Genomic DNA, 23,093 nt, shown 5'->3' with positions numbered 1-23,093 from the left:
GGTTGGGTATAGAAAAGGTGATAATAATGAAAAATTTATTAATTATAGGAGCTGGAAGTGCCGGTAAGCTTGTTCTTGAGGAAATTTTAAAAAATAACGAGAGCTATAATTATAATATAATTGGTTTTTTAGACGCTGATATTAATAAGCATGGGACAAGCATTCATGGCTATAAAGTTTTAGGTCATCATGATAATATTTCCTTTTATATTGATCAATACAGTGTTGATGAAGTTATAGTAGCCACTACAGAAATTGACCGTGCTGGATTAGAAAAAATATACCAAAACACAAAGAAATTTCAAATTGGGATAAAAGTTTTACCAACCCTTCAAGAGTTACTTATGGAAGAACCTTTCACTAAACAATTGAGAGAAGTAAGGGTAGAAGATTTATTAGGTAGAGAGCCTGTAAAAATTAATAGTGATAACATCTATAAATATATCAATCATAAAAAGGTGTTGGTTACTGGGGCTGCTGGATCAATAGGAAGTGAACTTTGTCGCCAGATTGCTAAATATGATCCCCGGGAGTTAATAATATTAGACATAAATGAAAATGAACTCTATTTTTTAAATCTATTTTTAAAAAGACATTATAATTTAAATGTCAGTTTAGAAATATGTAATATAAGGGAAAAAAGCAAATTAGAATATTTATTTAACTATTACAAACCTCAGCTTGTATTCCATGCTGCAGCCCACAAACATGTACCATTAATGGAAAAAAATATAGATGAAGCTATAAAAAATAATGTTTTTGGTACTAAAAACCTGCTGGATCTTTCTGACAAATATGGAGTGGAAAAGTTCGTTTTAATATCAACTGATAAAGCCGTTAATCCTACCAATGTTATGGGGGCTACTAAACGTTTATCAGAAATTATGTTGGAGAAGATCAATAAATATTCTAAAACCCAGTACATGGCAGTAAGATTTGGAAATGTCTTAGGAAGTAATGGCAGTGTGGTACCTTTATTTAAAACTTTAATTAAAGAGGGTAAAGATTTAACAGTTACCCATGAAGAGGCAACCCGTTACTTTATGACCATACCGGAAGCTGTCCAACTTGTCCTTGAAGCTGGTTTTATAGGTAAAGGGGGAGAAGTTTTTGTTCTGGATATGGGTGAACCTGTTAAAATAATAGATTTAGCTAAAAAGATGATTGAGTTGTCAGGTTTAACCCTGGGTAGGGATATTAATATAAAAATTACTGGTTTAAGGCCTGGTGAAAAATTACATGAAGAACTTATGCATGATATTAACTCTTGTGAAAAGACACAGAATAAAAAAATATATATTGCAAAGATAAGAGAAGAAAATGTAGATATAGAAAAAGGTTTACAGGATTTAAAACGATATTTGATGTCTTTTGACAGAAAAAAACTGGTAAAAAAGCTTAAAGAATTGGTACCTACTTATAAAGACAATAGTTATAGTGAGGAGAATATAGATGGAAGACAAACTAAATATTCCGTTATCAGTACCTAATCTATCTTTAGATATACTTGATAACTTAAAAGAGTGTATTGAAACGGGGTGGGTTTCAACGGGGGGAAGATTTATAAAAGAATTTGAGGATAAAGTGGCTAAATATGTAAGAGTTGAAGAAGCCGTTGGAGTGCAGAGTGGCACGGGAGCTCTTCATCTCGGTTATCAATTGTTAGGGGTTAAACCCGGGGACGAAGTAATCGTTCCTACCGTGACCTTCATTGCTACAGTTAACCCCATAACTTATCTGGGAGCCCATCCTGTATTTATGGACTGTGACGATACTTTAAATATGGACCTGGATAAACTTGAAGAATTTCTTGATAGTCACTGTGAAATAACTGATAAGGGTTTATTAAATAAAAAAAGCAAGAGAATTATAAAAGTGTTAACTGTCACTCATATTTTTGGTAACCCCATTGATATGGAACGGGTTATGAAAATAGCTGGTAGATACAGGTTAAAAGTATTGGAAGATGCCGCTGAATCTTTAGGTTCATTTTATATCAGTGGTAAATATAAAGGGAAACATACGGGAACAATCGGGGATTTAGGAGTGTTTTCATTTAATGCTAACAAGATACTAACGACTGGTGGAGGGGGAATGATTGTTGCTAAGGATAAAAAATTAGTGAATAAAGCTCGCTTTTTATCTACTCAGGCCAAAACAGACCCCCTTTATTTTAAACATGATGAGATAGGTTACAACTATCGCCTTACCAATATAGCTGCTGCTTTGGGGACAAGTCAAATTGACAAAATTGAGGATTTTGTTAAAATAAAAAAAGAAAATTATCATCTATATAAAAAAGAGATTAACAATATTGAAGGGTTAGAGCTTTTGCCCTTTAACGAGGGAACGAGGCCCAATTATTGGTTTTATTCCTTAATTGTCAATTCTGAAAAATATGGACTTAATAGAGATGAACTATTACATAAACTTAATAGTGTTGGGATACAAACAAGACCTCTCTGGGGGCTTGTCAGTAAGCAAAAACCCTATAAAAACTACTTCGCCTATAAAATAGAAAAGGCTAGATATTATGTTAATAATTTGATTAACATACCCTGTAGTACTAATTTGAAAAAAGAGCAGGTCTTGCAGGTTATAGACAAATTAAAAGGCTTTAAGAAATAAGGCGGTTTAGAATGAAAAACATAATAATTATTGGTGCTGGTGGTCATGGAAAAGTTGTGGCTGATATAATATTACAAAGACGAAAAGATTTAGGAGAAGATATAAAAATTAAAGGATTTTTAGATGATAATTTTGAAACTAAAGAAGTATATTATTTAGATATACCTGTTCTGGGAACATTAGATGAAATAAATAAAATAGATGATCACAATACATACTTCATTATAGCTATTGGTGACAACCTGGTCAGGGAGAATATAGCAAAATCTTATCAAGTTAAATATTATACAGCAATCCATCCCGAAGCTATCATTTCCAGTAGTGTTAAAATTGGAGAAGGAACTGTTGTAATGGCTAATGCTGTTATTAATAGTTGTACCCACATAGGAAAGCACTGTATTATAAATACAGGTAGCATTGTGGAACATGATAATGTTATTGATGACTATGTTCATATATCCCCCGATGTAGCACTGGCTGGTAATGTTAAAGTGGGGAAAAGGACATGGATTGGTATAGGTACCAGTGTTATTCAGGGTATAACAATTGGCAGTGACACTATAATTGGAGCTGGTAGTGTAGTAGTTAACGACATTGGTGATAATAAAAAAGCATTTGGAGTCCCCTGTAAGGAGAGATAAAAATGGGTGTCTTTGTTATTGCTGAAGCTGGTGTAAATCATAATGGTGACATTAAGTTAGCTAAAGAATTAATAGACAAAGCTGTATGGGCCGGGGCTGATGCAATAAAATTTCAGACCTTCAGGGCAGATAAACTTGCCTCCAAAATAGCTAGAAAAGCAGACTATCAAAAAGAAATGGTAGGGAAAGATGAGTCTCAATATACAATGTTAAAAAAATTAGAGTTTACTGTAAATGATTTTAGAGCACTGAAGGAATACTGTGACAGGAAAAATATCATATTTATGTCTTCACCCTTTGATTTAGAGAGTATTGACTTATTAGCTAATTTGGGGATGGAAATCTGGAAGATACCTTCTGGAGAAATAACTAACCTTCCTTACTTAAGAAAGATCGGGCACCTCAAAAAGAAAGTTATTATGTCTACTGGAATGTCCAATTTATCAGAGATAGAAGTTGCCCTGGATGTTCTCAAAGACCAGGGTGTAAATGATATAACAGTCTTACACTGTAATACAGAATATCCAACCCCTATAGAAGACGTTAATTTAAAGGCAATGCAAACTATACAAAATGCATTTAAAGTAAAAGTAGGTTATTCTGATCACACCAGGGGGATTGAAGTTCCTATTGCAGCAGTGGCCTTAGGGGCTGAGGTAATTGAAAAACACTTTACTTTGGATAGGGATATGGAGGGCCCTGATCATAAAGCTAGCCTGGAGCCAGAAGAACTTAAAATAATGATAGAATTTATAAGGAATATTGAGAAAGCTCTAGGGGATGGTATTAAAAAACCTTCTAAATCTGAAATTAAAAATAAGGATATTGTTAGGAAAAGTATTGTTGCTGCTCACAGCATTAGAAAAGGAGAAAGATTTACTGAAGGTAATTTAACAGTTAAGAGACCAGGGAATGGTATAAGTCCCATGTATTGGGATCAAATTATTGGGAAAGTCGCTAAAAGAGATTATAAAAAGGATGAGTTGATTGAGTTATGATAAAAAAGAAAGTATGTGTTGTTACTGGAACAAGAGCTGAATATGGCCTTTTAAGACCATTAATAAAAAGAATTAATGAATCAAATCTGCTTGAATTACAGATAATTGTTACGGGTATGCATTTATCTCCAGAATTTGGACTCACTTATAGATATATTGAAGATGATGGTTTTAAAATTGATGAAAAAATAGAAATATTGTTGAGCTCTGACACTCCTGTTGGAGTTTCTAAATCAATGGGTTTAACTTTGATTAGTTTTTCGGAGGCATATCAAAGGTTAAACCCTGATTTAATTATAATACTTGGAGATAGATTTGAGGTTTTTTCTGCTATGGCGGCAGCAACAGTATCTAAAATTCCAGTAGCCCACATTCACGGGGGAGAGCTTACCCAGGGAGCATTTGATGATTCATTTCGTCATTGTATGACAAAAATGGCTTATTTACATTTTACATCAACAGAAGAATACAGGAAAAGAGTAATACAGTTAGGTGAAGAGCCGGATAGAGTTTTTAACGTAGGGGCTTTAGGGGTAGAAAACATTTTAAATTTAAACTTCTATTCTAAAGAAGATCTGGAAAGAAAACTAAATATTAACCTGCTGGACAAATACTTTTTAGTGGTCTTTCATCCTGTAACCCTTGAAAAGCAAACAGTTCATAAACAATTCAGTGAATTATTAGATGCTTTAAATTCCTATAATAAAAATCTTGTTAAAATATTTATTAAGGCAAATTCTGATAATGGAGGAAGAATCATTAATCAGATGATAGATAGTTTTGTTGAGGGACAAGAAAAGGCCTATTCGTTTACATCTTTACCCGTAAAAACATATTTAAGTTTATTAAGGCATAGCTGGTGTATAGTTGGTAATTCTTCCAGTGGTATTTTAGAGGCTCCAAGTTTTCAAGTGCCTACGATAAATATTGGTGATAGGCAGAAAGGAAGGGTTAAAGCTGAATCAGTAATAGATTGTGATCCTGTGAAAAAAAATATAGTTAAATCATTAGATGTAATAAACAGTAGTAGATTTAGAAAAAAACTTAACAACATTAATAATCCATATGGGGCCGGAAATACATCCAAAAAAATTATTAATATAATTGAGGATTATTTATCTAATAATAAGATAAATTTAAAGAAAGAATTCTATGACATAGATTTTGATTTAATATAGACAACCTCATCCAGAAGACCCGGGACTTTATACACAAAATATAAGTTGGGTCTTTAATATTATTATCTTAAAACTTAATTTTTTTGCAGGAATTGGACGAATTATAGAGAAATAAAAAGTAGAATTAGGATAAAAAGACAAAAGGAGGGTCGGTTGGTGAAGACAGTACTTATTGTGGATGATGCAGCATTTATGAGGTTGAACCTTAAAAACATCCTTAAAGATGATTATGAAATAGTGGGTGAGGCTAAAAACGGTCAGGAAGCAGTTGAAATGTATCAGGAGTTAAATCCAGATATTGTGACCATGGATATTACCATGCCGGTTATGGATGGCCTGGAAGCAATAAGGGCCATTAAGGATATTGACCCTGATGCCAATATAATCGTCTGTAGTGCCATGGGGCAACAAAAAATGATTATTGAGGCAATAGAAGCAGGGGCCAAGGATTTTATTGTAAAACCCTTTAAAGAAGAGAGGGTAATCGAGGCTGTAAAAAAATTATCTTAAGTATATAGACTTATAGACTTAAGATGTTAAATTAATATGTCTATTTTACTATTTTGTTAAAATACATAGAAACTAAGAGGAAAACAGGAGAGCTTTGTCAAATAATTTATATTGACAGCATTAAAATAATACTAAAATTTACATAAAAAGGCACAAATAGTTCCTGAGCATTTAATATTTTAACAATTTATGTTATAATTAAATAGCTAATATATATATATGATATACATAAGTTTTGGATAAATATTCAAGTTGAGAGTGGGGTGGAAAAATGGATTTTACCCTGGATTTTTTAAAACTGGGGCTGGATGGAGCCAGTAAACGGCATAGGGCCCTGGCTGATAATATTGCCAATGTTGATACCCCGAATTACAAGAGGAAAGATGTCGATTTTGTCTCTACATTGAAGTCAATTGCCAGTCAAAATGCAAAACTTAAACTTGAAACCACTGATGATGGACACATTTCCGGAACAGGTTCTGTTTTAAAACCTTTTAAAGAATACAGGATAACTAACACCAGTTATCGTAATGATGGTAATAATGTTGATATTGAGGTTGAAATGGCTGAACTCGCCAAAAACAACTTATATTACAATACCCTGGTTCAACAAATTTCTCAGAAGTTTAAAATTCTTAATGAGACCATTGATAAGGGGAGTAGATAATTATGCTTGATAGTCTGAATATCAGTGCTTCTGGCCTTACTGCCCAGAGGTTGAGGATGGATATAATAGCTGATAATATTGCCAATGTCAACACCACCAGAACCGAGGATGGTGGTCCCTATCGCCGTAAGCTTCCCGTTTTCAGGGAAAGGGAGGCAGATAGTTTTGCCCGGGTTTTTCAAAGTAAACTCGGAAAGGATACAGACAGGCGTGGTGTCGAAGTAGTTGGCATCAGGGAAGACGATTCTCCCTTTAAGATGGTGTATAATCCAGGGCATCCCGATGCCAATGAAGAAGGTTATGTAGCTATGCCCAATGTCAATATTACCACAGAAATGGTTGATATGATAAGTGCTTCCAGGGCTTATGAAGCCAATGTTACTGCTTTAAATACTGCCAAAAATATGGCCCTTAAGGCCCTGCAGATTGGACAGGGTTAGAATATAATTTTAATTATTAGATAAGGAAAAAGGGTGTGGTGTGTAATGATGATAAACCCGGTTGGTAATAATGTCAATCTTTTAAGTGATGGTTCTAATCGATTAAATAGAAATGAAGAAGTCTCCTATAAATCTTTTGCAGATCTGATAAAGGAAAAAATAGGTGATGTGAACCACCTTCAGGTTGAAGCTGATAAAATTGCCAGGGATTTTGCCCTGGGTAAAGTAGATGATATCCATGATGTAACCATTGCTACAGAAAAGGCCCAACTGGCCCTGAAGCTTACCCTTGCCATACAGAGCAAGGTTGTATCTGCTTATAAGGAAATTATGAGGATGCAGATTTAATAATAAAATCTTATTATTATTCAGGCTGGAAATCAAGTACATAAAATCAAGTACATAATTATAACAGGTAAAGTGTGCCGGTATTTTATAAAGATAAAACCTTTATATAAATAAATGAAAGAGGTTGTAATATGGGTACCTGGTTTCAAGACTACATAGAACAATTTAAAGAATTATGGTCCAATTTAAATAAACGGGCAAAGGTTGTTATCATATCAGGGGTGGGAGTGGATTTGCTAACCCTGATTTTAATAATAGCTATGGGGAGCAGCCCTGATTATCAACCTTTGTTTAGTAATTTAAACCCCAGAGATGCTGATGCCATTATTGAGAAGCTGGATGAACAGGGGATTCCCTACCGGTTAACAGATAATGGCCAGACAATCCTGGTTCCTTCTCAGCATGTTTACAAAACCAGGCTTGATATGGCTGGAGAAGGTTTACCATCCCAGGGTGTTGTTGGATTTGAAATCTTTAACCAGAGCAACTTCGGGACAACAGATTTTGAAAGAAAGGTAAATTTTTATAGAGCTCTGGGTGGGGAATTGAGCCGTTCAATTCAGGCCATGGAGGCCATTGAGTATGCCAAGGTTCAGATTACGGCTCCCAAAGAAAGCCTTTTCATTGAGGAGGAGCAACCTGCCGAGGCTTCTGTTTTATTAAAATTTGTTCCCGGGCACAAATTGAGCCCGGACCAGGTCAAGGCTATATCTAACCTGGTTGCCAGCAGTGTTCAGGGACTGGATCCCGATAAGGTTACCATTGTCGATACCTCAGGTAACCTTCTTTCCCGGAATACTGATAAAGATTTTTATAATAGTCAGCTTACCATGAACCAGTTTGAGATTCAGCGTAAATTTGCTGAATCTCTGGAAAATGACCTCAGGGCCTTTCTGTTTAAGGTACTGGGCCCTGATAATTTTACGGTTCAGGTCAAGGCCTGGTTAAATTTTGATAAACGACAGGTTGAGAGCAAGACCTATTCACCGGTTGTTGGTGATGAGGGAATTGTTCGCAGCCAGCAGGAACATGAGGAAAGTTATGAGGGTGAAAACCCTGTAGCCACAGGAGTTCCAGGGACAACTTCTAATATTCCCCAGTACCAGTCAGTTGAAGAAGAAAACAGCGGGGGAACCTATGAAAGCTCTGATGTTATTACCAATTATGAAATAAATGAAAAGATAGAAAAGCATGTCTATTCCCCTGGTAGTGTGGAAAGGCTTTCAGTAGCTGTTATAGTAAATAGTTCCCTGGAAAGAGATGAGCTTCAAAAGATCAGGAACGCTGTTCAGGCGGCTATTGGATATGACCCTGAACGCGGTGATATGGTAACTGTGACCAGTATGGACTTCGATGAGACGCTTAAACAGCAGGTGGCACAGGCCCAGTCCTCGGCCCTGCAGGCCCAGAAAACAAGGATGTACATATATGGTGGTCTCATAGTTTTAATACTTATTATATTGTCAATTCTCCTTCTTTCCTTTAAGCGTTCTAAAGAAAGTGAGGAAGATATGGTTGGTAAAGCCATCGACTATATGGTTGGGGAAGAGGCTGAAGAAGAAATGGCTGCTACAGAGTTAACTGAAGAAGAAAAGAAACGTCAGAAGATGAAGACTGAGATCGCTGAACTTGTTAATGAGAAACCTGATGAGGTTGCCCAGATACTTAAGAGCTGGTTATTAGAGGATTAATTTGGGGGAGGTGTAAAGATGCGGAGAGATGATTTAAGCGGCAAACAGAAGGCTGCTGTATTATTACTCTCCCTTGGACCCGATATTTCGGCCCAGATATTTAAACACTTGAATGATGAAGAAATAGAAGAATTAACCCTTGAGATTGCCAATTTACAGAAGATAGAATCTGAAACCAAGGATGAGGTCCTGGAAGAGTTCTATCAGTTATGTCAGGCCAAAGATTATATTAATCGTGGTGGTATTGAATATGCCCGGGAAATCCTTGAAAAGGCGGTAGGTCAGGAACGAGCTAACAGTATTTTAGGCCGTCTGACTGCAACTCTTCAGGTCAGGCCCTTTGATGCTATACGTAAGACCGATCCTTCCCAGCTGTTAAACTTTATTCAAAACGAACACCCCCAGACAATTGCCTTAATAATGGCCTATCTCCAGCCGGAGCAGGCTTCCCAGGTTTTATCTTCTCTACCCCAGGAGGTCCAGGCAGACGTATCCCGCAGAATTGCTTTAATGGACAGGACTGCACCTGATATTATTAAGGATGTTGAATCTATACTTGAAAGGAAACTATCCTCTGTGGTTACCAATGAGTATGCCACAGCTGGTGGTATTGATACCATTGTCAATATCTTAAACTCTGTTGACCGGGGTACTGAGAAAAATATACTGGAAAAACTGGATGAAACCAATCCTGAACTTGCCGAAGAGATCAGGAAGAGGATGTTTGTCTTTGAAGATATTGTCCTTCTGGACAACAGGGCCGTTCAGCTTGTCTTACGGCAGGTTGATACTCAGGATGTTGCCCTGGCCCTTAAAACAGCCAGTAGTGATGTGGAAAAAAAATATACCGGAATATGTCCAAGCGGGCTGCTGAAATGCTGAAAGAAGACATTCAATATATGGGTCCTGTAAGGTTAAGGGAAGTTGAAGAGGCCCAGCAGAGAATAGTTAATGTGATCCGCCAGCTGGAAGATAGTGGAGAGATTGTTATCGCCAGAGGCGGGGAGAGTGAGGTAATTGTCTAAAGTTATAAAATCATCCCGCATTATAGGGGAATACCGCATAAAAGATGTTCGTCATGGAGATAAGGATAAAAAAAATAGTAGAATGGCTAAATCCGGAGAAAAAAATCGTGAAACTTCTGCTGTGGAGAAGGAACTTAATAGCAGGAAAAAGGAAATTATGGAAAAGACCATAGCTGAAGCCAATCAGAGAAAAGAAGACATCATTTCAAAGGCAGAAGAAGAGGCAGAAAATATCCTTTATGATGCCAGACAAAAGGCGGAAGAGTTGACTGAAAAGGGGTATGAAGAGGGTTTTAACAAAGGTCATGAACAGGGTTATGAGGAAGGCTATGAAACAGCTTTAAATAATCTTCAATCCCTTATTTCAACCATTGAAAAGTCTGTTACCGAGACTGAAGCCGAATTGAATAAGGAGGTTGACAGGCTTCCCGGGGAGATAATTAAACTTGCTGTCAGGATTGCAGAAAAAATAGTGAATACCAGGATTGAACTTGAGCCCGGGGTCATAAATCCTATAGTAAAAGGGATGCTTGATGGTATTACCCGGGCTGAAGAAGTCTATATAAAGATAAACCCCGGGATGTTTGAATACCTTGATGAAGAAGATATTAAATCCGGTTTCAACAGGCAGAAGATTAAGATTTTGCCAGATGATTCCCTTAAACCCGGTGATTGTACTGTTGAGACAGAACTGGGTGGCAAAGATGGTTTAATTGAAACCAAACTGGAGCTGGTTGAAAAAGAACTACTAAAAGGAGCCGGGATCCATGAAGGGGATTGATTTTTCCCAGCTGACTTCAGTTGTAGACAGGGCCCGGGTGACCAGAAACTATGGCCATATAACCCGGGTAGTTGGTTTAATTATAGAGTCCAAAGGACCAGAAGTCAGTATTGGAGAAATATGTTTAATAAAAAACGGTAAACGGTCTGTTAAGGCAGAAGTGGTTGGATTTGATAAGGATAAGGTCTTATTAATGCCCATCGGGGAAATGAGGGGAATAAACCCCGGGGCCAGGGTCGTGGCCACCGGTGAAAAATTGACAGTTAAGGTCGGGGAAGGCCTGCTGGGACAGGTATTAAACGGTCTGGGCCAGCCTATCAGTAGTGGTTTAAAAATGAGGCATGGTTTTACTGAAGTCCCCGTCATGGCCCAGCCCCCCGATCCCCTGTTGAGAAAAAGAATTACTGAACCTTTAAGCCTTGGAATCCGTAGCATTGACGGTCTTTTAACCTGTGGCCGGGGGCAGCGTGTCGGTATTTTTGCCGGTAGTGGTGTCGGTAAAAGTACCCTGCTGGGAATGGCTGCCCGTAACACCGAGGCAGACATTAATGTTATTGGACTTGTTGGCGAACGTGGCCGTGAGGTCCGCGACTTTATTGAAAGGGACCTCGGTCCTGAGGGTTTAAAAAAGTCAATTGTGGTCGTTGCCACCTCGGATAAGCCAGCCCTGGTCAGGGTTAAGGCTGCCTATGTAGCCACTGCTATTGCTGAGTTCTTCCGTGACCAGGGGAAAAATGTCCTCTTAATGATGGATTCGGTAACAAGGGTGGCTATGGCCTTCCGTGAAGTGGGTCTAGCTGTTGGTGAACCTCCAGCTACCAGGGGTTACCCCCCTTCGGTCTATGCTGAATTACCCAAACTCCTGGAAAGAGCGGGGACAAACCAGCATGGCACCATTACAGCCCTCTATACGGTATTAGTCGAAGGTGATGACTTTAATGAACCCGTTTCTGATACGGTCCGGGGTATTCTGGATGGCCATATTGTGTTATCCCGGGACCTGGCTTCAAGGAATCATTATCCGGCTGTAGATGTCCTGGAGAGTGTCAGCCGTTTGATGCCTGATATTGTAGATGAAGAGCATTTGCAGGCGGCCGGTGAGGTTAAGAAAATGCTGGCTGATTATCGAGAATCAGAAGACCTGATAAATATCGGGGCCTATAAACCGGGTAGTAATCCGGCCATTGACAGGGCCCTTGAAAATATAAATGATATTAATACCTTCCTGAGACAGGGTATTGGCCAAAAGTCCAGTTTTGAAGAAACGGTAACTATGTTAAAGCAAATTGCTGGAAAGTAATAGTATCCCTCCAGAGTGAGGTGAACTTTCTTTGAAGAAATTTGAATTTAATCTACAAAAAGTTCTGGAAGTACGGAGTTTAGAAGAGGATCTGGCCCGGAATAAGTTGCTGGCAGCCCGCCAGAAGGAAAGGGAAATTCAATCTAGACTCCGGGAAATGAATTCAACTCAGAGGGAGTTATATGATTACCTCAGGGAAAATAACCTCGATATTCAGGGGACTATCGAGGCCCGAAAATACCTTGTTTATAATAGAAAGAGGATAAATAATACTGAAGATAAATTACATAGACAAAGGGATGTAGTCGCCAGACATCAGAAAGAATATATAGACAGGCGAAAAAATAAAAAAGTTCTGGAAAAATTAAAGGAGAAGGAAAATCAGAAATATATGAAGGAATTTTTCCGCACTGAACAGAAGATACTGGATGAAATCGGCCAGAGAAGTAGTGGGATACAGGGGGATTGAAATGAAGAAACTGCTTTATACACTCCTTATAATAGTTTTTCTGGGAGCTGTCTTATTTGGGTTAAACTATTTTGAAATTATTTCCTTAAAGGCCTGGGGAGAGAAGGTTTTGACTTCTGCTCCTGTTTTAGAAGAATATTACAAAACAGATCAGGCCTTTGATAATCTCTTTAACTCCTGGGAGAATATCCGTGAGGAAAATATACAATTGTCTGCTGAAGTAAACAGGCTGAACAAGGAGTTGAAAAGCTTAAAAGAGATAGCTGACGAGAGGGCACTGGCCATAAGTAACCTTCAGGAAGAACTAACAAAATTAAGTAAAGATAAATTAAACCATCAGGAAAAGGTAAACAAACTCGTCAAAATCTATTCAGAAATGGATCCCGAGGAAGCGGCCAGAATAGTTGATTCCCTTGATCGTGAACTCACCCTTGAGATCCTGACCAACATGAAAGAGGATATTGTAGCCGAGATACTGGTCAATCTCGAGCCAGATAAAGCTGCTGAACTCACCCGTCAGTTACAGGAGTGATGTATCGTCTTGGACACTTAACTTTTGATCTGGTTGTAATTCCTGGTTTTTTTCCCGGGAGGTATTGTAAAGTTTTTTAAAACCATTTTAATCCCGGGAAGGAAGCTACTCAAGTTTCATAAAACTTAACAGACTAACTTTATTGAAAGGAGGTGAAATATGAATTGGGAGGAACAATGACATTTTTAGCACCACTCCATGCTGTAAATAATAGCAGTCCTGGCTCCCGGATTAATCAGAGTAATGTAACCGGTGGTACCAGAGGTTCCGGGATAAATTCAACAGATTCTACAGGCCAGTCATTTAAAGATTTAGTTTTAAATTCAGCAACAAAAGACAGTAAGCTGGAATCAAGTTTAATTAAACCTGAGTTTAAACTGGTGTTTGACCTTCTCAAATTACCACCCGATAAACTAAAAAAACAGCTTTCAAAGTTAAACAGAGATGAACTAATGGAATTGAAAACACTTCTCGCAGCCTTCTGGTTTGATATTCTACCTCAATTTACCGGTGAAGTTCATGGTAAAATGGGAGCTTTGAAGACAGAAGAGCTGAAACAGAAGATAAGCCAGCTGGGAGAGATGGTTAATAAATTATTGAATCAACGGAGTAATCAAAAGGTAATGGTTACAGGAGAGAATGAAACTTCTGACCAAAAAACTGATTCCATGCCAGGTAAAACCAGTTTGGGTGCAAAAGAGACGGGCCTGAATAATGGAGAGGGTAATAAAACAACTATCCAGGGAAACAGTAAACAACCAGAGACTGATACAGAAAAAATACTGAACGGAATTAAAAGCGATGGCAAAAATAAATTAAATATTTCTGAAACTGAAAAATTGGATATTCAAAAGTCAAACAATACTGAGAAAGCCAGCCATAACGTTAAGGCCAGAGACAATCAGGGTAATAAACAGGGTAAAACCCTTCAATTTAAATTTGAAATGGATAATAAACAAAATAACTTTAATTTTAACGATAGCCTGGATAACAGGGTTACAGATGAGAATAAAAATATTATTAACAGGCTCCTTTCCTCAAAAGCAGATGGACAAAACAGGGTTAATCCAGGTTTTGCCGGTAATAACTCTGATAGTGGTGTTAGAGACATGAATTCCTTTACAGGGAGTTATTCACCACTATTTATGCCGGAAACGGGTAGTGAGAACCAGTCAAAGGTCGAACATTCTGCAGTTACAGCAAACAGGTATGAATTTATTAACCAGATAGTAGACCAGCTCAGGGTAATTAACCGTGGTAACAAAAATGAACTCGAATTCCAGTTAGAACCCAGGTTTCTGGGTAAGGTTAAATTTAATTTAAAGGTGGAAGCCGGTGAAGTTATCGCCAGACTTATGGTAGAGAATCAATATGTCAAAGGAATGCTGGAACAGAACATACATACCTTAAAAACTAACCTGACCAATCAGGGTTTAAATGTTGAAAACATCTATATAGAGACTGCTGATTCCAATGAAGATACGGGCTCACATCAGTATTCCCAACAACAGGAACAGAATAGAGACGAAAACAGACAGCCTGGTAAAAATTACTTTAATGGAGAAGAACTGGCCCGGTCCGGTGATCTCAGTCCCGAAGAACTGGAAAGGTTAAGAGAATACCTACCACGTTGGTCTTCACTGGGGTATTACCTCCATCGAATGGATTTACTGGCATAAAAAAGGGGGGATATTTATGACAATGCTGGCCAGAACCTTTAGTGTTACTCCACAGACCAGCCAGAGTAATGAAAAAGTCACTATGGAAAGAAATGATGGCAATAACCTTGATAAAGATGCTTTTTTCAAACTATTAATTACCCAGTTAAGGCACCAGGATCCCTTGAAACCAATGGAAGATAGAGAGTTTATTGCCCAGATGGCTGAATTTAGTTCCTTAGAACAGATGGCCAATATGAATGAAAACTTAAGTACCTTTATGCGAATGGAAAGTCTGTCCCAGGGGGCAGCTTTGATTGGTAGAAACGTTGAGTATGTAGATAGTCAAAGTGGAAGGATTTTAAGTGGTAAAGTGACCAAGGTAGTTTATGAATCGGGAACCCTGTATGCCCATCTCGATAATGATGTAAAAATACCTGTAGATACTATTACTTCAATCAGTTAATGGATTAGAAAGTGGGTGATTAAAAATGGTTGATAACCGTTTGATAGTTAACCACCCCATAAACCCGGCCGGTAAGGTTCAGAAAAAACCGGCAGCTCCGGATAAAACCGATAAACAGGGCAAAAAGGTTGATTTTAAAAAGGTTTTATCCCGGCAGTTAAAAGAGAAGACCGGGGTTAAATTCTCGAAACATGCCCAGAATCGACTGGTATCCCGTAATATCAATTTAACTGAAAAGGACCTTAACCAGCTTAAAAACGGGATAAAGAAAGCAGAGGAAAAGGGCTCAAGGGATTCCCTCATTATGGTAAACAATGTAGCTTATGTGGTCAGTGTTGAGAACAAAACGGTGATTACAGCTATTGATGACAGCAATATTAAGGAAAATGTCTTTACAAATATAGATAGTGCTGTGTTTATGTAAAGTGTTTATAAAATCTAAAAAGTGATTAATTATTTGACAACTGGTGTTGAGGCTGGACCTGGATCAGGAGGCCTCTCAAACACCAACTGATAGCGGTGTTTGCCAGTTGAACTCTAAAGGAGGTTGGATTCAGGTATGATGCGTTCCATGTATGCCGGTGTTTCCGGTTTAAAAGCCCATCAAACTAGGATGGATGTCATTGGTAATAATATTGCCAATGTGAATACAGTTGGTTATAAAAGCAGTAGTGTTACTTTCAAAGAGATGTTAAGTCAGACCCTGCGCGGTGCTAAGGCACCACAGGGAGGCCGCGGGGGAGTTAACCCCATGCAGGTCGGCCTCGGGGTAGGAGTTGGCAGTATAACTGTTGACCATACCCAGGGCAATCTGCAGCCAACCGGTGTTACTACTGATCTTGCCATTCAGGGTAATGGATATTTTGTTGTCAATAATGGTCAGAAAAACCTGTTCACCAGGGCCGGTAGGCTAAACCTCGACGATAATGGATATCTTGTTAATGTTTCTAACGGTTTTGTAATTCAGGGCTGGATGGCCGACATCAGTACTGGTACCATTAATTCCGGGCAGGACCCCGAGAATATCCATATTACCGATGAATATTCAATTATGAATGCCCGGGCCACCGGGAATGCCACTATAAGTGGTAATCTTGATAGTCAATTTGGTGGGACCAGGGAAATTACTGTTGATGTCCTTGATTCCCTGGGGGAAATGCATACTGTAACCCTGTCCTTTACAAAAAGGGTACCTGAGCTTACCACAACAATTGGTGGCTGGGATCTAAATTTTAGAGCAACTGAACCAGATATTAATTTAAATAATTTGACAATTGATTTTCTTGCTGATGATGATAGTCAGATAAATGCAAGTTATAATAGTGGTACCAATACTGTAACTGTAGCTGCTGACTGGGATAACAGCAGTACAAATGCTCCTGCTGATTTAGAAGCTATTGAAAACGCTATAAATGATGCCTTAAATGCCAATGGGCTTGCCTCTGTAGATATTACGGCTACCACAACCGGGGCTATGACAGATTTTGATGGAGCTGGAGCTATAACCCTTTCCAATCCACCCAGCAATACCTGGGACTGGAATTTAGTAGATGTAACTGATGCTAATCTTCCTGCTTCGCCTGCATCAGGAACTATAACCTTCAATCCAGACGGGACAATAAATAGTGGGTCCAATGGTAGTATTGCCTTTGACCCGACCAATGGTGCCGCTACCGGTCAGACCATAAATCTTGATTTTTCAGCCCTGACCCAGCTGGCTGAAGGGTTTGACTTCAAAATAAATTCTGATGGATATGAAACCGGTGCTTTAGAAGGATTTACCATAGATGATGGTGGTGTCATCACCGGTAGTTATTCTAATGGACTTGTAAGGCCCATCGGGCAGATTGCCATTGCCTATTTTGTCAATCCGTCCGGGTTAATGAAGGAAGGAGAAACCCTCTTTTCACCATCAGAGAACTCAGGTGATCCCCAGATAGGGGAAGCAGGTAGTGGAGGTCGTGGCAAGATATCGGTCGGTAATCTGGAAATGTCCAATGTGGACCTTGCAGAACAGTTTACGGACATGATTACGACCCAGCGTGGTTTCCAGGCCAATTCCAAGATTATTACTACCACTGACCAGATGCTCCAGGACCTGGTTAACCTCAAGAGATAATGGATAAATTATTATCTAGTAATATATTATCTAAATTAACTGAAGTCAGTTCAGGCTAAATTTATAAACTCAACAATATTTATAAAGTACCGGGGGTAGTTGTTACTATCCCCGGTTACAGGAATAAAATCCGGCCAGGTTTATAGAACGTGAGGGGAGTCTTACAAACTTTAAAAAGGAAGGTTTTAATATGATTAAAGTTAAAAAAATTAATGGTGATGAAATTGTCATTAATGCAGACCTAATGGAAACAGTTCAGGCCACCCCTGATACAGTAATTACATTGACAACCAATAAAAAAATCCTGGTACTGGATGATGTTGACGATATTATAAAAAAGGTGATAGAGTATAAGCAGAAGGTTTTTGGTAACCTGAAGGTAGAAGAGGGGTGAAATAATGGATTTGTCGACTTTAATTGGTATCCTGACAGGAATAGTCCTCCTTGGTGGCGCTATCATTATGGGAGGAAATGCAGTTATTTTCCTCAGTGTTCAGTCACTGATGATTGTTCTTGGGGGAACACTGGCCGGGACAATGGTAAGTTACTCTTTTAACGAATTAAAGAAAATACCATCATTAATAAGGGTGGCCTTTCAGGAACATACTCTTGATTCAGATGAAATAATAGATATACTTGTTGGTTTTGCTGAAAAGGCCAGGCGTGAGGGTTTGCTGGCCCTGGAGCAGGATGTCATGGAAATAAATGACCCGTTTTTACAAAAGGGTATTCAGCTGGTAGTTGACGGTACAGATCCCGAGCTTGTCAGAAACATCCTTGAAACAAAACTTACCTTCCTTGAAGAAAGGCATCAAAAAGGGCGAGGACTCTTCAGTACCATGGGTCAGCTGGCTCCGTCATTTGGATTAATCGGGACCCTCATCGGTTTAATCCAGATGTTAAGCCAGCTTGATGATCCGACCAATTTAGGTTCTGGTATGGCTGTAGCCCTTATTACTACCCTTTATGGTGCCCTCCTGGCAAACCTTTTATTTAATCCGCTGGCAGGTAAGTTGCGGATAAGGAGTCTTGAAGAGGTACTGTTAAAAGAAGTTATGATTGAAGGGGTTTTGTCCATTCAGGCCGGTGAAAACCCGAGGATAGTAAGAGAAAAGTTAAATGCCTTCCTGGCTACTGAAAGAGAAAGGATTGCTTCGGAGGCACCCAGGTTCGAAGAGATGGCGGTGGGTGAAAATGCCTAAACTCAAAAAAGACCTGGAAGAGGAAAATAAGAATACTTCCCCGGGATGGATGGTTACATACGGGGATATGATGACCTTACTGTTAGTTTTCTTTGTTTTCCTGTATTCTTTTTCAGTGATGAATGTGGAAAAATTTGAGGGATTTATTTCTGCCCTTCAGGCTAAACTTGGTGTAATGCCTGGTGGTAAGACGATAATGGACGAGGAATTGTTATCAAGGGGTTCAATTGGAAACAGGTTCAATCCATCAAATCAGGTTTTTGAGAAGGTAATGGGCCAGATAAACCGGTATGTTGAAAAGGAAAAGTTATCAGACAGGGTTAAAATGGAACTTACCAAACGTGGGCTGGTGGTAAGATTAACCGGACAGGTCCTTTATGATATCGGGAAGGCAGAAATTAAGCCAGGAGGAAAAAGGCTTCTGGACGAAATTGCCGGTATCATAGAAAAAATTCCAAATGAAATAGCTGTCGAAGGCCACACCGATAACTGGCCAATACATAATGAACAATTTCCGTCCAACTGGGAATTATCAACTACCAGAGCCACCAATGTTATCAAATACTTTATAGAAAGACACGGTATTGATCCATCCCGTTTATCTGCAGCAGGGTATTCTGAATACCGACCCCTTTATCCCAATGATACAGTTGAACACCGGGCCAAAAATAGAAGGGTTGAAATAGTAATTCTCAATACACTACACAATAAGGCAATGGAAAGGAGGTAGTTTGTAATGGCTGATAAAGGTGGAGGAGTAAAATCTTTCATTGGTATAGTAATTATGATGGTTTTAATTGCAGCCGGGACAAGTTATGGCTTTATGACCTACTTTGACCGGACCAATTCCCAGCATGTTCTTGAAAGCAAGGATATTGGCCCTACCTATTCACTGGGAGATTTTATCGTCAATCTCTCCGGTACAGGTGGATACCAGTACATAAAAGCAAGTATTGTAGTTGAAGTTAGTCAGGACAGTGTAATTCGTGAACTGGATAAAAGGAGTCCCCAGATAAGGGATATTATTATTTCAATTTTAAGGGACCAGAAAATGGCCGATATAGAGGAACCGGGGGCCAGAACCATAAAAAATAGAGTCAGGGCTGAGTTAAATCAGGTTTTAACTACCGGGAAAATCACCAGTGTTTGGTTTACTCAGCTGGTGGTTCAGTAGGAGGTTAATCATATGGCTGATGTATTGAGTCAGAGTGAAATAGATTCGTTACTATCTGCCCTGTCATCCGGTGATGTGGATGTCGAGGAGATAAAAAAAGAGACAGAAGAAGAAAAGGTAAAGGTTTATGATTTTCGGCGCCCCGATAAGCTGTCTAAAGAACAGATGAGAACCCTGGAAATGATCCATGAAAACTTTGCCCGAATCCTGACCACTACCTTATCCACCCAGCTCAGGAGTAGAGTCGATTTTGAGGTGGCTTCTATTGAACAGTTAACCTATGAAGAATTTATCCGGTCTCTACCAGAACCGACCATTATCGGTATCAGCGAGATGGAGCCCTTTAACGGACAGTTTATCTTTGAAATAAACCCTGATATTGGTTTTGCTATCATTGACAGGTTATTCGGGGGAATGGGGAATCCCCTGGACAGGGTCAGGACCTATACAGATATTGAAAAGGTTGTTTTACGAAAGGTAATATCCTGGTTTTTGAGTGGTTTACCGGAAGCCTGGGAAAACATTATCAGGGTTAAACCGAGGTTAAGGGAAATAGAGTCCAACCCTCAGTTTACCCAGGTTGTTCCCAGTAATGATATGACTATCCTGATTACCATGTCAGCCAAGATAGCAAATAGTGAAGGTCTGGTAAATGTCTGTATTCCCTACATCATGATAGAACCCATTGTACCACAATTAAATGCCCAGCAGTGGTTTTCCAATACCAGGGAAGAAAGAACAGCCCAGCATATTGAGGCTATCAAGAAGAAACTTAAGCGGGCCCCTCTTGAGGTTATTGCTGAAGTAGGGAAAACCCAGCTTACTGTTACTGATTTACTATATCTTCAACCCGGTGATGTCATCAGGCTAGACAAAAAGGCCGAAGAAAAGGTTGATATACGTATCGGGAAAAACGTTAAATTTCAGGGGGTTGCCGGGGTTAGTAATAAACATATGGCTGTAAAAATTACTGATGTTATCAGTAATGAAGAGGAAGGTGAAGAGAATGATGGATAACCAGGATAAAGATATACTATCCCAGGAAGAAATTGATGCCCTTATGGATAACAGTGATGAGGATAGCAATGAGTTAACCCATGAGGAAAGGGATGTTCTGGGTGAAATAGGTAATATTGCAATGGGGTCGGCAGCTACAGCTTTGTCTACCATACTTGATCAGAAGGTAGAAATAACCACCCCGAAAGTTGAGGTAGTGACCTTTAAAGAATTAAGTCAGGAATATGAACGGCCCTGTGTTCTGGTCAGGGTTAAATATATTTCCGGACTGGAGGGCATAAACCTTCTGATTATCAAAGAAGAAGATGCTATGGTTATAGCTGATTTAATGATGGGTGGAGATGGCACCAGTGATGAAAAACTGGATGAAATCCACCTCAGTGCCATCGGTGAAGCCATGAACCAGATGATGGGTTCCTCATCTACTTCAATGTCCAGCATCCTTAACGAAGTAGTAAATATATCACCACCTGAGACCAAATATCTGGATATTGATGAATTGAATGGTAAAAGGGAAAAGTACCTGGGTAGTGATGATGAAAAAGTAGTCAGTATTTCATTCCGGTTAAAGGTTGGCGATTTAATTGATAGTAGTTTTAAACAGATAGCTCCCATGGGCTTTACCAAACAGCTGGCTGTAAAACTGGTTGAGGAAATGGGAGGCTTGACGGCTAAGGATGCTGAGGAGGAAAAAGGGGAGGCCAGGAAAACAGTGGCTGCTACAGCTTCTACAGGTTCTGCATCTACTACCGGTCAACCTGTATCAGGTAGTGCCAACAGGGTATCAGCCGGTGAAGAAAATGTAGATGTCAAGAGGGCTCAATTCCCTTCCTTTGATAATGGGAATACGGCACCTCTTCCCCAGAATATGGAGCTTATCCAGGATGTACCCCTCGAAGTTACCGTGCGGCTCGGTAAGACCCGGATGACTATTAAGCAGATTCTGGATCTGGGGGAAGGTTCTATAGTTGAACTGGAGAAACTGGCCGGGGAACCGGTTGATTTGCTGGTTAATGGAAAACTTATCGCCAAAGGTGAAGTTGTAGTTATAGATGAAAACTTTGGTTTCAGGGTCAAAGATATTATAAGTCCCATGGAGAGGTTAAACAATATTTAGTCACAAAGGGGAAAAAATATGAATTACGGCTGGGAACTTGCCAGAGTGACAATATATACTTTATTAATTATAGGATTAATCTACCTGGGTTTTTACCTCTGGAAAAGGGGCCTGGGTTACCAGAAAACAGGAAGGCATATTCATATAATTGAAAGGGTTTTTCTGGGACCAAAAAAAAGTCTGGTTTTACTCCTGGTTAAAGAAAAACTTGTTCTGGTAGGTATTGATGAAAAGGGTTTTCATGTAATATCTGAGTGGGATGATCAGGATATAGATATTCCTGATTTAAAGCAGGAAGTAAATTTCAAGGGTTATTTCCAGAATTTAATTTCCCGTAACAGGCGTGATCAGGATGAATAAAAAGATTGCAGTAGTTTTATTGACAGTTATTATCTTGACAGGTATTTTGAGTTGTAAAGCAGGTGCAGTTGAATTTCAATTACCGGATATAAACCTCCAGATCAATGGTTCTAATCCTGCTGAAGGAGAAGACCTGGTCCTGTCACTGAGAATTTTATTACTTTTAACTGTATTATCCCTGGCACCTGCCCTTCTGGTTATGGTAACATCATTTACCAGGGTAATCGTTGTTCTCGGATTGATCAGGCAGGCTCTGGCTACCAGGAGAATGCCGCCAAACCAGGTTCTGATAGGACTGGCTTTATTTCTAACAGTATTCATTATGGCCCCAGTCTGGCAGGACATAAACGAACAGGCTCTGCAACCATACTTAAATAATGAAATTACCACCCAGCAAGCCTATGATCGAGGTATTAAACCGATCAGGGATTTTATGTTTAAGCAAACCAGGGAAAAGGATCTGGCCTTATTTGTTAATATGACGGGAATAGAAAGGCCTGAAAACCGGGCAGACATTCCAACATATGTCCTGATTCCTGCCTTTGTTATAAGTGAACTGAAAACGGCCTTTCAGATAGGGTTTTTAATCTATCTGCCTTTTTTAATGATAGACATGGTAGTGGCCAGTATTCTGATGTCAATGGGGATGTTGATGTTGCCTCCGATTATTATCTCCCTGCCGTTTAAGCTCTTACTGTTTATTCTGGTAGACGGCTGGTATCTGGTAATAGAATCCCTGGTTAAGACATTTTACTGAGGCAGGTGAATGTAG

General features: G+C 39.1%; 26 protein-coding genes and 1 pseudogene. All 27 read left to right on the top strand.

What is annotated here, in order from left to right:
- Nucleotides 1-26 precede the first annotated feature (26 nt).
- The 27 genes and pseudogenes from HORE_RS08840 (at nucleotide 27) to fliP (ending at nucleotide 23,078) form a co-directional block, all read left to right on the top strand.
- Entirely contained in the window at nucleotides 27-1,490 is a 1,464-nt protein-coding gene (locus tag HORE_RS08840) for a polysaccharide biosynthesis protein (RefSeq protein ID WP_015923417.1), read from the top strand.
- A complete protein-coding gene (locus HORE_RS08835; RefSeq protein ID WP_015923416.1) occupies nucleotides 1,453-2,628 on the top strand; it encodes a LegC family aminotransferase in 1,176 nt (391 codons plus the stop codon). The genes HORE_RS08840 and HORE_RS08835 overlap by 38 nt, the downstream gene beginning before the upstream one ends.
- A gap of 11 nt (nucleotides 2,629-2,639) precedes the next feature.
- Nucleotides 2,640-3,269, top strand: a complete 630-nt coding sequence (locus HORE_RS08830) for an acetyltransferase (protein WP_015923415.1) — start codon at nucleotides 2,640-2,642, stop codon at nucleotides 3,267-3,269.
- A gap of 2 nt (nucleotides 3,270-3,271) precedes the next feature.
- Nucleotides 3,272-4,267 carry an N-acetylneuraminate synthase gene (gene neuB, locus HORE_RS08825; protein WP_015923414.1) on the top strand — a complete coding sequence of 332 codons (996 nt, stop codon included), beginning with the start codon at nucleotides 3,272-3,274 and terminating at the stop codon, nucleotides 4,265-4,267.
- Complete coding sequence (neuC, locus tag HORE_RS08820) at nucleotides 4,264-5,445, top strand: UDP-N-acetylglucosamine 2-epimerase (protein WP_015923413.1); 1,182 nt, start codon at nucleotides 4,264-4,266, stop codon at nucleotides 5,443-5,445. Before neuB ends, neuC begins: the two co-directional genes overlap by 4 nt.
- 153 nt (nucleotides 5,446-5,598) lie before the next feature.
- Nucleotides 5,599-5,955, top strand: a complete 357-nt coding sequence (locus HORE_RS08815; RefSeq protein ID WP_041606016.1) for a response regulator — start codon at nucleotides 5,599-5,601, stop codon at nucleotides 5,953-5,955.
- 271 nt (nucleotides 5,956-6,226) lie between these two features.
- Nucleotides 6,227-6,622, top strand: a complete 396-nt coding sequence (flgB, locus tag HORE_RS08810; RefSeq protein ID WP_015923411.1) for a flagellar basal body rod protein FlgB — start codon at nucleotides 6,227-6,229, stop codon at nucleotides 6,620-6,622.
- A 2-nt stretch (nucleotides 6,623-6,624) separates the two neighbouring features.
- Complete coding sequence (gene flgC, locus HORE_RS08805; RefSeq protein WP_015923410.1) at nucleotides 6,625-7,062, top strand: flagellar basal body rod protein FlgC; 438 nt, start codon at nucleotides 6,625-6,627, stop codon at nucleotides 7,060-7,062.
- A 45-nt stretch (nucleotides 7,063-7,107) separates the two neighbouring features.
- A complete protein-coding gene (gene fliE / locus HORE_RS08800) occupies nucleotides 7,108-7,410 on the top strand; it encodes a flagellar hook-basal body complex protein FliE (protein ID WP_015923409.1) in 303 nt (100 codons plus the stop codon).
- Between the two features lie 131 nt (nucleotides 7,411-7,541).
- Nucleotides 7,542-9,101: a flagellar basal-body MS-ring/collar protein FliF gene (gene fliF, locus HORE_RS08795; RefSeq protein WP_015923408.1), complete on the top strand. Its 1,560-nt coding sequence runs from the start codon at nucleotides 7,542-7,544 to the stop codon at nucleotides 9,099-9,101.
- Between the two features lie 18 nt (nucleotides 9,102-9,119).
- Nucleotides 9,120-10,126 (top strand): annotated as a pseudogene (gene fliG, locus HORE_RS08790) (flagellar motor switch protein FliG).
- On the top strand, nucleotides 10,119-10,907 hold the full coding sequence (locus HORE_RS08785) for a FliH/SctL family protein (RefSeq protein WP_015923407.1): 789 nt from the start codon (nucleotides 10,119-10,121) through the stop codon (nucleotides 10,905-10,907). The pseudogene fliG and the gene HORE_RS08785 overlap by 8 nt, the downstream one beginning before the upstream one ends.
- Nucleotides 10,894-12,207: a flagellar protein export ATPase FliI gene (fliI, locus tag HORE_RS08780; RefSeq protein WP_015923406.1), complete on the top strand. Its 1,314-nt coding sequence runs from the start codon at nucleotides 10,894-10,896 to the stop codon at nucleotides 12,205-12,207. Before HORE_RS08785 ends, fliI begins: the two co-directional genes overlap by 14 nt.
- A 31-nt stretch (nucleotides 12,208-12,238) precedes the next feature.
- Nucleotides 12,239-12,676: a flagellar export protein FliJ gene (gene fliJ / locus HORE_RS08775; RefSeq protein WP_015923405.1), complete on the top strand. Its 438-nt coding sequence runs from the start codon at nucleotides 12,239-12,241 to the stop codon at nucleotides 12,674-12,676.
- A gap of 1 nt (nucleotide 12,677) precedes the next feature.
- The gene (locus HORE_RS08770; protein ID WP_015923404.1) at nucleotides 12,678-13,208 is read left to right on the top strand and encodes a MotE family protein; all 531 of its coding nucleotides are present in this window, start codon (nucleotides 12,678-12,680) and stop codon (nucleotides 13,206-13,208) included.
- 164 nt (nucleotides 13,209-13,372) lie between these two features.
- Complete coding sequence (locus HORE_RS08765; protein ID WP_041606011.1) at nucleotides 13,373-14,887, top strand: flagellar hook-length control protein FliK; 1,515 nt, start codon at nucleotides 13,373-13,375, stop codon at nucleotides 14,885-14,887.
- A gap of 16 nt (nucleotides 14,888-14,903) precedes the next feature.
- Nucleotides 14,904-15,332, top strand: a complete 429-nt coding sequence (gene flgD, locus HORE_RS08760) for a flagellar hook assembly protein FlgD (protein ID WP_015923402.1) — start codon at nucleotides 14,904-14,906, stop codon at nucleotides 15,330-15,332.
- Nucleotides 15,333-15,357: 25 nt separating this feature from the next.
- The gene (locus tag HORE_RS08755) at nucleotides 15,358-15,756 is read left to right on the top strand and encodes a TIGR02530 family flagellar biosynthesis protein (protein ID WP_015923401.1); all 399 of its coding nucleotides are present in this window, start codon (nucleotides 15,358-15,360) and stop codon (nucleotides 15,754-15,756) included.
- 123 nt (nucleotides 15,757-15,879) lie between these two features.
- Entirely contained in the window at nucleotides 15,880-17,451 is a 1,572-nt protein-coding gene (locus HORE_RS08750) for a flagellar hook protein FlgE (protein ID WP_226984153.1), read from the top strand.
- 190 nt (nucleotides 17,452-17,641) lie between these two features.
- On the top strand, nucleotides 17,642-17,845 hold the full coding sequence (locus tag HORE_RS08745) for a flagellar FlbD family protein (RefSeq protein ID WP_015923399.1): 204 nt from the start codon (nucleotides 17,642-17,644) through the stop codon (nucleotides 17,843-17,845).
- A 4-nt stretch (nucleotides 17,846-17,849) separates the two neighbouring features.
- The gene (locus HORE_RS08740; protein ID WP_015923398.1) at nucleotides 17,850-18,653 is read left to right on the top strand and encodes a motility protein A; all 804 of its coding nucleotides are present in this window, start codon (nucleotides 17,850-17,852) and stop codon (nucleotides 18,651-18,653) included.
- Nucleotides 18,646-19,383, top strand: a complete 738-nt coding sequence (locus HORE_RS08735) for an OmpA/MotB family protein (RefSeq protein ID WP_015923397.1) — start codon at nucleotides 18,646-18,648, stop codon at nucleotides 19,381-19,383. Before HORE_RS08740 ends, HORE_RS08735 begins: the two co-directional genes overlap by 8 nt.
- A 6-nt stretch (nucleotides 19,384-19,389) precedes the next feature.
- A complete protein-coding gene (locus HORE_RS08730) occupies nucleotides 19,390-19,827 on the top strand; it encodes a flagellar basal body-associated FliL family protein (RefSeq protein WP_015923396.1) in 438 nt (145 codons plus the stop codon).
- Nucleotides 19,828-19,839: 12 nt separating this feature from the next.
- On the top strand, nucleotides 19,840-20,844 hold the full coding sequence (gene fliM, locus HORE_RS08725; RefSeq protein WP_015923395.1) for a flagellar motor switch protein FliM: 1,005 nt from the start codon (nucleotides 19,840-19,842) through the stop codon (nucleotides 20,842-20,844).
- The gene (fliY, locus tag HORE_RS08720; RefSeq protein WP_226984152.1) at nucleotides 20,801-21,961 is read left to right on the top strand and encodes a flagellar motor switch phosphatase FliY; all 1,161 of its coding nucleotides are present in this window, start codon (nucleotides 20,801-20,803) and stop codon (nucleotides 21,959-21,961) included. The genes fliM and fliY overlap by 44 nt, the downstream gene beginning before the upstream one ends.
- Before the next feature lie 18 nt (nucleotides 21,962-21,979).
- Entirely contained in the window at nucleotides 21,980-22,321 is a 342-nt protein-coding gene (locus HORE_RS08715; RefSeq protein ID WP_015923393.1) for a flagellar biosynthetic protein FliO, read from the top strand.
- Nucleotides 22,314-23,078, top strand: coding sequence for a flagellar type III secretion system pore protein FliP (gene fliP / locus HORE_RS08710; protein ID WP_015923392.1), 765 nt, complete (start codon nucleotides 22,314-22,316; stop codon nucleotides 23,076-23,078). The genes HORE_RS08715 and fliP overlap by 8 nt, the downstream gene beginning before the upstream one ends.
- Nucleotides 23,079-23,093: the final 15 nt, after the last annotated feature.

It is taken from the genome of Halothermothrix orenii H 168, assembly GCF_000020485.1.
GTDB lineage: Bacteria > Bacillota > Halanaerobiia > Halanaerobiales > Halothermotrichaceae > Halothermothrix > Halothermothrix orenii.
The sequence above is the reverse complement of the archived record's forward strand: the minus strand, read 5'-3'. Positions and strand labels throughout refer to the sequence as shown.